Below are 13,893 nucleotides of genomic sequence, written 5' to 3' on the forward strand. Positions count from 1 at the left end.
GTTCGCCCGCCGAAAACCCTGGTAAAAGAGGTGGCATCACGCCCCTATGATGTGCTGAATTCCCAAGAGGCCCGCAAAGAGGCTGAAGGAAATGAGAAATCATTGTACCGTATTATCAAACCGGAGATCGATTTTCCGTCAGGAAAAGATGAACACGACGCGGATGTATATGAAAAAGCGGCGGAAAATTTCAGGAAGTTTCAGGACAATCGCTGGCTTGTGCAGGATGATAAAGAGATGTATTACGTGTATGCACAGACGATGAACGGCAAAACTCAATATGGTTTGGTGGTAGGCGCTTGCGTGGAAGATTACATGACCGGAAAAATCAAAAAACATGAACTGACCCGCCGTGACAAGGAAGAGGACCGGATGAAGCATGTGCGGGTCACCGATGCCAATATGGAGCCTGTTTTCTTCGCCTATCCCGACAACAGGGGGTTGAATGAGATTGTTGACAGGATCACGGCCCGCCAACCCGAATATGATTTCGTGTCGGCCGACGGGGTAGGGCATCACTTCTGGTTGATACCGGAAGAAGAGGCTATCCGGCGGATCACGGAGATCTTCGAGACTATTCCGGCGATGTACATTGCCGACGGGCATCACCGTTCCGCAGCCGCAGCGCTTGTGGGAGCCGAAAAAGCAAAAAACAATCCCAATCACAGGGGGGATGAGGAATACAACTATTTTATGGCTGTTTGCTTTCCCGGCAGCCAACTGACCATTATCGATTATAACCGGGTGGTGAAAGACCTGAATGGACTCACCCCTGATGAATTCATACAAAAATTAGAGAAGAACTTTGCGGTCGAACCCACCGGATCGGAGATACAAAGACCTCAGCATCTCCATCAATTCTCCCTTTATCTCGACGGACGCTCTTTTTGCGTGATGGCAAAACCCGGCATATACGACGATAACGATCCCATCGGTCAACTCGACGTGACCATCACCTCCAACCTGGTGTTGGATGAGATATTGGGTATCAAAGATCTCCGCAGTGATAAACGGATCGATTTCGTAGGTGGCATCCGCGGCCTGGAAGAACTGAAGAAACGGGTGGATAGCGGGGAAATGGCACTCGCCATCGCCTTGTACCCCGTCTCCATGAAACAGTTAATGGATATTGCCGATACGGGCAATATCATGCCTCCCAAAACCACCTGGTTTGAACCGAAATTGCGTTCGGGACTGGTAATACATCAATTACACTAATAATATTCAATTTAAAACAGATCTATGGCACATCATGAATTAGACGAACTGGATGAAAAAATTCTCAGGATGATAGTGGATAATGCGCGTATCCCTTTTCTGGAAGTGGCACGGGCATGTGGAGTTTCGGGTGCGGCCATCCATCAGCGCGTACAAAAACTTTCCGGATTAGGAGTGATCAAAGGCTCCGAGTTTCTCCTGGATGCCGAGAAGATCGGCTATGAGACCTGCGCGTATGTGGGTATCTTTCTCACCTCTCCCTCGACCTTTGAGTATGTTGTAAAAGAACTGGAGAAGATACCCGAAGTGGTGGAATGTTATTATACTACCGGGCAGTACGATGTTTTGATCAAGGTGTTTGCGAAAAACAACAAGGATCTGTTGCGCATCATCCACACGGAATTGCAACCCCTCGGTTTGTCAAGGACCGAGACATTGATCTGTTTTAAAGAAGGGTTCCGGAAAAAACTACCCATTCAATTTATTGAAAAGAAGGAGTGATTTTTGAATAACCTTTTATTGCATTTGTCTTGTTGACGGTTGCTTGATATTCTTTCGACGGTTATTGTCGCGGAAGTTATGGTCCCGTAATATCCGGATAGTTATAGAGCATATTTCCGGGAGCGTTATTTTTATCTGCCTATCAAAGTTGCCTTTTTATACCTGCACTCGTTATTTATTCTGAATTTGTTAAAATAGAAGATATACAGCCTCGTTTTTTAGAAGAAAGGAATATTTGTTTTACTTTTGTAGAGCACGGCTTATTATGACAATATAAAAAGAGATTGTCGATATGTAAGAAATAGATCGAAAATTTCCTGGAAGCATAGTAGATCGGATTGAATTCACAGGTTTTGTTGATGCGGATCGTTTGAAGATATTTAGAAAAGAATATCCGATGTGATTAAAAACAGTTTTGATATTTTTATCGTAAGTTATCTACACAATTGAATGAAAAAAACATTTCCATCGGATAGATTTGCTGAATTATACAGTGCTTATTATAAAAAATCCTTTTTGTTTACTAAATCCTATGTTCATGACAAATATGTAGCGGAAGATATCGCCTCGGAAGCGTTGATAAAGTTATATGAGAAACTGCAGAAAGAAGAGATTGAAAATATTCCCGCTTATTTATTGACCTTATTGAAAAACCAATCGTTGGATTATCTGCGTAAAAAAGCTGTCAGGGATAAAGCTCATGCAGATTATTCCAATGTGGATAACGAGGAACTGAATTACCGGATCTCCACTTTAGAGGAATGTGACCCCAGTCTGATCTTTTCCAAAGAAATACAAAGTATAATTGATGCGACGTTGGCCCAGTTGTCTCCGCAAACCCGGAGGATTTTTATATTGAGCCGTTATGAGAATTATTCCAATAAAGAGATTGCCGCGGAGTTGGATATTAGTGTAAAAAGTGTTGAATATCATATTACTAAAGCCTTGAATCTATTTCGTAAGAACCTGAAAGATTACCTTCCTTTATTTTATTTCCTTTTTGTTTTTTAAAAAAACACATTTTTTGTTTAGGGTTGCCGGGGTGTAATACGTCATCTAGTTATAACGATGATGATTTAACTTGCTTTTGCAAAAAATGGACGATTTATTAAAAAAATATCTGGAAGGAGATACCAATCGAATGGAAAACAGAGACGTATTTGAATGGATCAGACAGTCAGATAAAAATGAGCAGAAATTCAAAGCGTTGAGGCGGTTACATGATATTGTCATATGGCGGGGGAATGCAGTCGTTGTTCCTGTTGTACGGAAAAAAACTCAAAAGCGGAACTTCAGGCTATTTGTCCGTATTACGGCCGCATGCATACTGACCGTGGTCCTGTTTTATTTTTATCAGGAGGTGACGGACAAAGACATCAAATGGAGGATAGGGAAATCCGATACAGGAATGCAGGAAATGAGTGTGCCTACCGGGCAATACGCCGAATTGGTATTGGACGACGGTACAAAAGTATGGCTTAATTCTAAATCGACACTTATTTTTCCTCTTCATTTCACCCCTACTGAAAGAGCTGTACGACTTTCGGGAGAGGGATATTTCGAGGTGGCTCCCGATCCCGATCGTCCGTTCAGGGTGGAAACTCAGGAATATATCATACAAGTACTGGGGACGGAATTCAACGTCCGTGCTTATGAGGGATCACAGCCTTTTGAGACCTCTCTATTAAAAGGAAGTGTGATGGTCACATCGGAGCAAACGTCGGAAGACCTGTATTTGAAGCCGAATGAGCGGGCTATCGGAAAAGACAGCAAACTGAATATAACCTCTTTTAATAAAGATGAATTTTTGTGGCGCGAAGGAATTCTTTTTATTGATGATAAATCCATTTATGAAATACTACCGGTATTAGAGCAATACTTCGATATCAAATTCATAATAGAAGAAAATAGTGTGGAAAAACATAAAAAATATACCGGAAAATTCCGTATTCAGGACGGAGTTGAGCACATTCTGAATGTACTTCAGATTCAAAATAAATTTTCATATGAAACGAGCAAAAATATTATTCACATAAAAGAACATGATAGCCTGCGCGTTCACTAAAGTGAGATATTTGCTCACTATGGCACAGTTCAGGCAAGTTTGCTTTCTGCTCATTTAGCTCATCGTAAATATTCCCATATCTGCAAATAAAAAAATAAAATAATCATATGAAATGCATCAGGAGGGTAAAACAATTATAATTAAATGAATGCCTATGGAATAAGAGATGTTTTGTCAGAATGTAAGAGCATGAGTAAGACGACTAATTATTAATAATCTAACATTAATTTAATGAATAATGGAACATATTAATAGGAAAAGAGTGAGCATTTTTAAGAAAATGAGAAGGCTCTGCACACATAATATACGTGTATCGGTACTTCTCATATTTACTTTATTCACGTGTTCCCTGAGTGCAAATTCTCAGGATGTAAAGGTGAGTTTAACGGTTAATAATAAGCCTGTTATAGATGTGCTGGCGGAAATAGAAAAGCAGACAGATTATTTATTTGTTTACAGTTCCGATGAGATCAATACCCATAGGGAAGTTTCAGTGAGTGCTAATAATGAGTCTATTGACAAGGTGCTGGAGGATATTTTTTTCAACACGGATATTGAATCAAAAATAGAAGGGAAAAATATTCTTTTGGTTAAAAAGCAGGAAAATGTTGCTTCCATACGTCAATCGGGACCAGTCGTGACAGGAATCGTCACTGATTATTTGGGAGACCCTCTTCCCGGTGTCAATATACGGGTAAAAGGAATCGATGCAGGAACCATTACGGATATTGACGGTAATTTCAGGCTCGAAGTTCCTTATGCGAATGCAACCCTGGTATTTTCTTTTGTAGGTTTTCAGCCGCAGGAAGTAGCGCTTGGAGGAAGGGATCGTATAACCGTGCAATTAGTGGAAGACAGCAAAGCATTGGAAGAGGTGGTGGTGGTCGGTTATACCACACAAAGAAGAGCAACCATCACCGGTTCGGTGGCGACTATAACCACGAAAGACCTGAAGCAGAGCCCTACGGCAAACATCAATAACGCTTTAGCAGGGCGTATGCCCGGGTTAATGGTCAATCAATTCAATGGAGGAGAGCCGGGAGTGGATGTGGCCGATGTCAATATTCGGGGTATGGGAACATATGGAGATAAGTCCCCTATTATAATCGTTGACGGTGTTGAGAGAGATATGAGTTATTTGTCTGCGGAAGAGATAGAGACTTTTACAATACTTAAAGATGCGTCTGCTACTGCCGCTTACGGTATCAGAGGCGCTAACGGTGTTATTATTGTAACAACAAAACGGGGACAGGCCCAGGAAAAGGCTACAGTGAATTTTAAAGCTTCCGTGGGAACGAATCATCCGGTGAAATTTCCCCAGTATTTGGGTTCGGCCGATTACGCCACGCTTTATAATGAAGCGATGATAAACAGTAACCCGAATACCGATCCCTCCTCTCTTACGCTGTTTTCAGAACAATCCATAGAAAACTTCAGGAAAGCTAAAGGAGATAATTCGGATGGTTTGGGATATAACTGGGATTATTTCGAGTATGCTTTTAAGCCGGGGATCCAGCAGGATTACAGCCTTTCTGTCAGGGGCGGATCGAACCAGGCGCGTTATTTTGTGATGGGGAATTACTATGAGCAAAGTGGTAATTATAAGCATACGAATTTAACACAATACGATACCCAGGCGGTATTCAAACGCTATAATTTCCGTGCGAACGTAGATGTGGATATTACCAAAGATTTTTATGTGAAAGTAGATCTTGGCGCGCGTATTACGGACAGGAACGCACCCGGAACCACTGCTTCGAGAGTGGTAGCCATTGCCAATACTCAGCCGCCCTATCTGCCTATAACCCTGCCTGATAACAAAAATCCGGAAAATGAGACCTATGTGTTGAATAATCCCTATGGTTTGTTGTATGGTGATTTTTTACATCGTTACAATATATTGGGTGAATTATCGCGTACCGGTTATTTAAATGAAAAGAAAACTTTTTTGAACGGTTCTTTTGCATTAGGACATAAGCTGGATTTTATTACCGAAGGCTTAAAAATAGAAGGTATATTTTCTTATGATGCCGAAGAAGGACGTTGGATAAGAAGGGTGCTTGAAACGCGTGCAGACGGTTACGCGAATTATGGCCGGTATGCCACCTTTCAGCCGGCGGAAGGAAATAACGGTGCGTTCTATATGAATAATCCCTCTTATGAAGGCCGATATATATTGGGTAATCCCTGGTATGATACCGATGAGACAATAGGGAACAGTTTAAGCCATAACGCTGCGCAGAGTAAGACCTATTATCAGTTAAAGCTGGAATACCTGCGTCAGTTCGGAGGACAACATGATGTGTCGGGCCTGGTTTTATTTAACCGCTCCACACGCAGTTACGACAACAGGGTGGAATACCGTTATCAAGGTATAACGGGAAGGATGACCTATGCTTTTGAGAATAAATACCTGGCAGAATTCAATATCGGATATAACGGATCAGAGAATTTCGCTCCCGGTAAACGATACGGAACGTTCCCTGCCGGTTCAGTAGGATGGGTAGTTTCTGAAGAATCGTTTATGGACGGCACGAAAAACTGGCTGGACAATCTTAAACTCAGAGGATCGTACGGATTAGTGGGAAGCGATAAAATATCGGATTCCAATGACGATCGCTTTGCTTATCTGCAATTTTACGTAGGCGGTAGCGGATACAGTTTTGGTATAAACGAGTTTGGAAGCGGACTCAGCGGGTTACGGGAAGGTAATTTTGCCAATCCGAATCTTACCTGGGAGAAGGCCCGGAAACTGAATATCGGTATCGATGCTTCACTCTTCAGGCAGCGATTGAATTTTTCCGTTGATTATTTCGATGAGTATCGCTATGATATCATCACCAGCTTAAGCGGAGGGGATAAACTGGGATTTCCCGATATTGTAGGAAAAGATGCTCCCTTTATCAACTCAGGGATTGTAGAGAACCGTGGTATTGATTTTGAAATAGGATGGAACGGACGTATAGGAAGAGATATAAGATACTATATCAGACCGAATTTCACTTTTGCGCGCAACAAAATAAAGTTCATGAATGAAATCCCTTATGATGAGGAATACCGGAGAAATACCGGTAAACGTATTGATGAACATTTTGTATATGTATTCGACCGTTTTGTCTATGATCAGGAGGATGCCGATCGTCTGAATGCCATGAACAGCGGTAACGGATTTCAACCGTGGGGCAACCTCTATCCCGGGGATGTCGTCTATAAGGATCTGAACGGTGACGACAGAATCGATGATGAAGGAGACCGCATGAATATGGGATACCCAAGAACTCCGGAAATACAATTCGGAGTCCCTTTGGGAATACAATACAAAGGGTTGGATTTGAGCGTTTTGTTCCAGGGTGCGACGAACAGCAGTGTGCTTTTGAACGGTGCGGCAGTATGGGATTTTCCGGCGTATGAGCAAGATCAGACGGGTAAAGTAAAACCCATGCATCTTAACCGGTGGACGGAAGGGACGAAGGATACCGCTACTTATCCGCGTCTTACTATCGGAGCCAATAATAACAATAAGAACGGACAAAGTAGTTTGTTCTTATATGATGCATCGTACCTGCGATTGAAAAATTTTGAAATCGGATACTCTTTGCCGGGAAAAGCGATCAGATTCGCCGGATTACAAAATGTAAGAGTCTATGTACAGGGAATGAATCTGTTTACATTGGATAATCTCAAAGAGGTTGACGTTGATCCCGAAACAAGGAGCGGCGACGGTTCCTGGTATCCCGTACAACGTATCTTCAATTTTGGAATAGATATAACTTATTAATACAGATAAAAACAATGAACAAGATAAAGTTATTTGCCGGATTAATAGCATCTATGTCTCTTCTATTCACGGGATGTGATGATTATTTAGACAGAATGCCGGACGATAAAGTAAACGAACAGGAGGTATTCACCCGTTTTGATTACGTAAATCAGTTGGTTACAGATTTGTATGAAGGAGCTAAATCAGCCAATAAACCGCTCATATATTTCAATCACTTCGGTACTGCTGCTATTACAGATGAATGCAGTGCCAGTAGCCACGAAGCCGCTATCCCGCATCAGTTTCATATAGGTAATTACGGTCCCTCTCAGGGAATGCCTGATCGCAGCAGTGTAGGTCAATATTGGTGGGATCTGTATACTAAGATCCGGAAAGCAAATATCATACTGGAAGGCGTGGAAAAATACAACACGCCTGATAATCCGCAAATGGGACGGGAAGGGGATATTGTAAAGAGGGTCGGGGAAACGTATTTTCTGCGTGGGTACCTCCACTTTTTGTTGTTACGTGCTTATGGCGAAGTTCCCTATGTTGATTATGTAGTCAATCCTGATGGTGATATGTCATTCACCCAATTATCGGCACATGAAATAGTGGAACGTATTTGCGCCGATGCCGATGAGGCATATGCCAGGGTTGCAGCCTTTAACGGAGGACAGGATTTCGGTCGTGTAGATCAGGGAGCCTGTCTCGGATTGAAAGCCATGGCAAGATGGATTGCCGCCACACCTATGTATAACGGCGGGAATTTCCCGAACGATACACGGTTATACAAAGATGAATACGGATATGATCCAAGTAGATGGGAAGCTGCTAAAACGGCAGCAAAAGCGGTGATGGAGGCCAAAGATAACAGCGGGGGATTGCGTTATTCTTTGTATGCGAAATATGATGGAACCGATTTCGGGGACCTCAACAACAATAATACAAGCGAGAGTAAAGTCCATCGGCGTTTATGGAATATGTTCTTTGATATGGATGCAATCCAGAGCGAATGGGTTTGGTTTGTAACAAGGGACAAGGATACCGGCTGGTCGGGAGATGTGTTGCCCCCGTCGCAGGGAGGACATGCGAGACAGCGGCCCCTTCAGCAACAAGTGGATGAGTATGAGTATATTGCTCCGGATGGGTATGGGTATCCTATATATGCCGACAGGGCCGCCTCAGACGGATATGATGATGGGAATCCGTATGAAAGCGTCCGGCGGGATCCCCGTTTTTACCGGGATATCCGTTACCATGGTTCTGTTTATCGGAGCACAACGTTAAATACCGCTGAAGGAAACGATGCTGTAAGCGGAAGCTATCTTGGCAACGCATCCCACACAGGTTATTATTTACGTAAATTTTACAAGGACGGATGGACCAGGGGGGACGGATCCCATATAATCAACGGTCCCGCTATTTGGCGTCTTCCCGAGATAATGTATATCTATTGCGAAGCTGTAAATGAGACGACCGGCCCCAATGAAGAGATCTATACTATACTGAATGAAATACGCGCACGTTCTTTTATGGCTCCCATTCCGCCGGAGGCAGAAACGGATAAAGAGTTGATGAACGAGTATATACAAAGGGAACGTCGTGTGGAATTGTTCTATGAGAATCATCGTATATGGCACGCCCGGTTATATCTGGAGCCTGATGATCCGACAGAAATCGCTCTTGAAAATGCTTATGTAAATGCAGATAGCTGGCCCTATCCCAAAACGCAACGTTGGTCTCATGGAATGAGACCCGTGGAAGATGAAAATGGGGAAATAGAAGTGAATGGTAAAAAATATAAAATGCAACGGTTTGAAATTCAGGAAGGTCGTGTGTTCGAAACGCCAAGGCATTATCTCTTTCCCATCATGACGGATGAATTAAGACGAACTCCGGGATTGGTACAAAATCCGGGATGGTAAGGACTTAATAACGTCATAATGCAACTATAAATAAGGTTGTCCGAATAACGATATGAATTTTGGACAACCTTATTTTTTTATTAAAAGAATTCCACCCTTTAATCCGGTGGATCAATCGGGGAAAGAAATCGTGATAGTGACTTTTTTGATGCGTATGGGTAAGCAGATGTTTCAAAATATTAATAAATACAATCAAATGTGAATATAGGGATAAAATAGTTGCGTACCTTCGCAGGAACTTCTATTTTAGTCCCCGTTTTTCAAATCGTTCCTCTAGGAGGAAATAACGGTGTAGTCCACTCGTTGTTTTTCGTATTTGTTTAGAATTTTCAAATCCAACCAAAATATTATAATAACTCTCATGATTATGACAACACGTAGAAATTTTATAAAAAAAACCGCCGTAGGACTAACCGCGTTGGCCGTTCATCCTGCCTGGGCTGCCTCATCGGCGAGAGGATCAGCCGTGAAGAAACAATTTGTTTCCAACCGTCCCGCAACGGGTGCCCGGCATTTTACTTCGGTTGCTGTAGAACAGACTATTACAAGAGTGAAAGCAAAAATAAAAGACCCGAAACTGGCATGGATGTTTGAGAACTGTTTTCCCAATACGCTGGATACAACGGTAAACTTCAGTATGAAAAACGGCAGGCCCGATACTTTCGTGATCACCGGCGATATCGATGCCATGTGGCTCCGCGATTCATCGGCACAGGTATGGCCTTACCTGCCGCTTACAAAGTCAGATGCAAAACTGAAGCAACTGATTGCAGGGGTGATTAACCGTCAAACGCAATGTATCCTGATCGATCCTTATGCCAATGCTTTCTATGCCGAACCCAATCCGGAAGGGCACTGGCTAAGCGACCGCACAGAAATGAAGCCGATGTTGCATGAACGTAAGTGGGAGATCGATTCGCTCTGTTACCCCGTAAGGCTCGCTTACAATTACTGGAAGACGACGGGCGACACTTCCGTTTTCGATGCCGACTGGAAAAAGGCGATGGGACTCGTGATAAAAACATTCAAAGAGCAGCAGCGCAAAGAGGGTCTTGGTCCTTATAAATTTCAACGGGTCACGGAACGCCAATTGGATACAGTGAACAACGACGGATATGGTAATCCGGTCAATCCGGTGGGATTGATCGTCTCTACGTTCCGCCCCTCGGACGACGCCACAACCTTCCAGTTTCTTGTTCCGTCCAACTTTTTTGCCGTCACCTCACTGAAGCAGATCGCTGAGATTGCCGGGAAAGTTGTCGGAGATGACACACTGGCAGCCGAAAGCAAGGCGCTGGGCGACGAGGTGAACAATGCGCTTCAGCAATATGCGATTGTAGAGCATCCCAAATATGGAAAAGTGTATGCTTTTGAAGTGGATGGCTTTGGTAATACCTATTTTATGGATGATGCCAATATACCCAGTTTACTGGCAATGCCCTATCTGGATTCTATCGCACAGAATGATCCGATCTACCGGAATACGCGGAAACTGGTGTGGAGCAAAGACAATCCCTATTTCTTCAAAGGAACGGCGGGAGAGGGGATCGGAGGCCCGCATATCGGATATGATATGGTCTGGCCGATGAGTATCATTATGCGTGCACAAACCAGCGACAGTGACGAGGAGATCCTGCATTGCCTGCAAATGCTGCGCGATACGGATGCAGATACAGGCTTTATGCATGAGTCGTTCCATAAGGACAATCCGGCTAAATTCACCCGGAGTTGGTTTGCCTGGGTAAATACCCTGTTTGGTGAACTGATCGTAGACCTGGAAGGTAAAGGGAAAATGGATTTAGTCAACTCGATATAAAAAGAAAACCGATAAAAAAGGAAACATGAGAAAACTATTTGTTATTACGGCCGTCCTACTGCTGTCTGTGATATATACCGGGAGGGTAGCAGCACAATCGAAGAGTAGTCCGGTCGATGAGGTGAACATCCTGATGGGAACCATGTCCGAGTTTGCCCTGTCGCACGGGAATACCTATCCGGCCATAGCAGTCCCCTGGGGGATGAATTTCTGGACGCCTCAGACCCGCAAGATCGGCAATGGCTGGCAGTATGCGTATACCGATTACAAACTGAACGGATTCAAGCAGACCCATCAGCCCAGTCCCTGGATGAATGATTACGGACAATTCTCCATTTTTCCAATGACGGACAGGATGGAATTCGATCAGGAAAAAAGGGCCAGTTGGTATTCGCACAAGGGCGAAGTGGCAAAACCTTATTATTATAGCGCTTATCTGGCCGATTATGATATCACTACGGAGATCACACCGACCGAACGGGCCGCCATCTTCCGTTTTACATTCCCTGAAACGGAGAAGGCCTATGTGCTGGTAGATGCATTCGACAGGGGATCGGCAGTGGAGATCCTGCCCGAAAAGAATGCTATCATCGGTTATACCACGCGCAACAGCGGAGGTGTGCCGGAAAATTTCAGAAATTATTTTGTAGTCGTGTTCGACAAGCCGTTTCAATATAAACAGGTAGTAGAAGATGGAGAGATCCGGCAGCAGGGTAATAAGGCGGAAGCAAACCATACCGGAGCCTTTATAGGCTTCTCTGTCCGGCGGGGTGAAAAGGTGATTGCGAAAGTGGCTTCCTCTTTCATCAGTTATGAGCAAGCCTGGCAAAACCTGAAAGAGGTGACGGGAAAAGATTTTGAAACGGTGAAGCAGGAAGGGCGGGACGCCTGGAATAAAGTCCTCGGAAAAATAGAGATCGAGGGCGGCGACCTTGATCAGAGACGTACGCTCTATTCCACCCTCTACCGATCTACGCTGTTCCCCCGTAAATTCTACGAGATCGATGCGGCGGGAAATATCATCCATTACAGCCCCTACAACGGCGAGGTGCTTCCCGGCTATATGTACACCGATACCGGATTCTGGGATACATTCCGTGCGCTGTTCCCGCTGTTGAACCTGATGTACCCATCGGTGAACACAGAGATACAGCAGGGGTTGATCAATACCTATAAGGAGAGCGGGTTTCTACCCGAGTGGGCAAGTCCCGGCCATCGCGGTATCATGATCGGCAACAATTCGGCTTCGGTGGTAGCTGACGCCTACCTGAAAGGGTTGCGCGGCTATGATATTGAAACACTCTATCAGGCGATGCTGCACGGTACCGAAAATGTACATCCCAAAGTATCTTCCACCGGACGTTTAGGCCATGAATATTACAATACATTAGGCTATGTTCCCTATGATGTAAAGATCCATGAAAATGCGGCACGTACGCTGGAATATGCCTATGCCGACTGGACTATCTATAAACTGGCCAAGGCGTTGAATCGTCCCCAGGAGGAAATCGACCGGTTCGCCAAACGGAGCCAGAACTACCGTAACCTTTATTCGCCGGAATATAAACTGATGCGCGGACGCAATAAAGACGGTTCTTTCCAGTCCCCTTTCAGCCCTACAAAATGGGGAGATGCTTTTACAGAAGGGAATAGCTGGCACTACACCTGGTCGGTCTTCCACGATCCGCAGGGATTGATCGACCTGATGGGGGGCAAGCAGGCCTTTACCGGCATGCTGGATTCTGTATTTGTGATGCCTCCCGTGTTCGACGATAGCTATTACGGGGGAGTCATTCATGAGATCCGTGAGATGCAGGTGATGAACATGGGACAGTACGCCCATGGCAATCAGCCCATTCAGCATATGGTCTATCTCTACAACTATGCGGGCGAACCGTGGAAAACCCAATACTGGGCGCGCAAGGTGATGGATAAACTCTATACACCTTATCCCGACGGCTACTGCGGTGATGAGGACAACGGGCAGACCTCGGCCTGGTATGTCTTTTCGGCACTCGGGTTCTATCCGGTTTGTCCGGGTAGCGACCAGTATGTGATCGGTTCTCCGCTGTTCAACAAGATGACCGTTCATCTGGAAAACGGGAATACCTTTGAGATCAATGCGCCGGATAACAGTCGTGAGACGAGGTACGTGTCCGATATCAGGTTAAACGGAAAGAAGTATACCAAGAACTTCTTTACGCACGATCAGTTGATGAACGGGGCCAAAATCGACTTCTCTATGTCTGCCACACCCAATAAAACACGCGGCATCAATAAGTCCGATTTTCCGTATTCGTTCTCGAACGAAAAGAAATAAACAGATTTTTTGACTGAAAACGAAAAGTGCCGGAGCAACATGTATGTTGTTCCGGCACTTTTTTGGTGTGCCGTGCAGGTAAAATGCTTCTCGATGATTCATGGGGGAGGGAGTAAGGCAAATGCTTATTTCAACTGGTTTGGGTGTCCGGTGAATAGTTAGTAAATGAATCCGGATTGACCCCCTATTCTTATACCCTGGACACAAAAAAGCCGGCTCTCCATATAAAAAAGCCGGCTTTCGATAGGAAAGCCGGCCCTTGTCCGATAGTTGCGGAGACAGGAC

8 protein-coding genes are annotated in these 13,893 nt (G+C 44.3%); all 8 read left to right on the forward strand.

Going from position 1 to position 13,893, the window contains the following annotated elements; all coding sequences use genetic code 11:
• A partial coding sequence (locus Q0502_RS11775) for a DUF1015 domain-containing protein (protein WP_298650940.1) occupies window positions 1–1,218 on the forward strand: 1,218 nt, incomplete at its 5' end.
• Between the two features lie 24 nt (window positions 1,219–1,242).
• Window positions 1,243–1,719, forward strand: coding sequence for an Lrp/AsnC ligand binding domain-containing protein (locus Q0502_RS11780; protein WP_298650941.1), 477 nt, complete (start codon window positions 1,243–1,245; stop codon window positions 1,717–1,719).
• A gap of 450 nt (window positions 1,720–2,169) precedes the next feature.
• The gene (locus Q0502_RS11785) at window positions 2,170–2,730 is read left to right on the forward strand and encodes an RNA polymerase sigma-70 factor (RefSeq protein ID WP_298650943.1); all 561 of its coding nucleotides are present in this window, start codon (window positions 2,170–2,172) and stop codon (window positions 2,728–2,730) included.
• Window positions 2,731–2,815: 85 nt separating this feature from the next.
• Window positions 2,816–3,784: a FecR family protein gene (locus Q0502_RS11790; RefSeq protein ID WP_298650945.1), complete on the forward strand. Its 969-nt coding sequence runs from the start codon at window positions 2,816–2,818 to the stop codon at window positions 3,782–3,784.
• A gap of 280 nt (window positions 3,785–4,064) precedes the next feature.
• The gene (locus tag Q0502_RS11795) at window positions 4,065–7,562 is read left to right on the forward strand and encodes a TonB-dependent receptor (RefSeq protein ID WP_298650947.1); all 3,498 of its coding nucleotides are present in this window, start codon (window positions 4,065–4,067) and stop codon (window positions 7,560–7,562) included.
• A gap of 14 nt (window positions 7,563–7,576) precedes the next feature.
• A complete protein-coding gene (locus tag Q0502_RS11800) occupies window positions 7,577–9,472 on the forward strand; it encodes a RagB/SusD family nutrient uptake outer membrane protein (RefSeq protein ID WP_298650949.1) in 1,896 nt (631 codons plus the stop codon).
• 367 nt (window positions 9,473–9,839) lie between these two features.
• Window positions 9,840–11,288, forward strand: coding sequence for a glycoside hydrolase family 125 protein (locus Q0502_RS11805; RefSeq protein WP_298650950.1), 1,449 nt, complete (start codon window positions 9,840–9,842; stop codon window positions 11,286–11,288).
• A gap of 25 nt (window positions 11,289–11,313) precedes the next feature.
• On the forward strand, window positions 11,314–13,608 hold the full coding sequence (locus tag Q0502_RS11810; RefSeq protein WP_298650952.1) for a GH92 family glycosyl hydrolase: 2,295 nt from the start codon (window positions 11,314–11,316) through the stop codon (window positions 13,606–13,608).
• Window positions 13,609–13,893: the final 285 nt, after the last annotated feature.

It is taken from the genome of uncultured Proteiniphilum sp. (assembly GCF_937873925.1).
Classification (GTDB): Bacteria; Bacteroidota; Bacteroidia; order Bacteroidales; family Dysgonomonadaceae; genus Proteiniphilum.

Coding starts and splice junctions, on each gene's coding strand:
- Q0502_RS11805 (WP_298650950.1), top strand. CDS start 9,840: ATGACAACACGTAGAAATTTTATAAAAAAAACCGCCGTAGGACTAACC.
- Q0502_RS11795 (WP_298650947.1), top strand. CDS start 4,065: ATGAGAAGGCTCTGCACACATAATATACGTGTATCGGTACTTCTCATA.
- Q0502_RS11800 (WP_298650949.1), top strand. CDS start 7,577: ATGAACAAGATAAAGTTATTTGCCGGATTAATAGCATCTATGTCTCTT.
- Q0502_RS11780 (WP_298650941.1), top strand. CDS start 1,243: ATGGCACATCATGAATTAGACGAACTGGATGAAAAAATTCTCAGGATG.
- Q0502_RS11810 (WP_298650952.1), top strand. CDS start 11,314: ATGAGAAAACTATTTGTTATTACGGCCGTCCTACTGCTGTCTGTGATA.
- Q0502_RS11785 (WP_298650943.1), top strand. CDS start 2,170: ATGAAAAAAACATTTCCATCGGATAGATTTGCTGAATTATACAGTGCT.
- Q0502_RS11790 (WP_298650945.1), top strand. CDS start 2,816: ATGGACGATTTATTAAAAAAATATCTGGAAGGAGATACCAATCGAATG.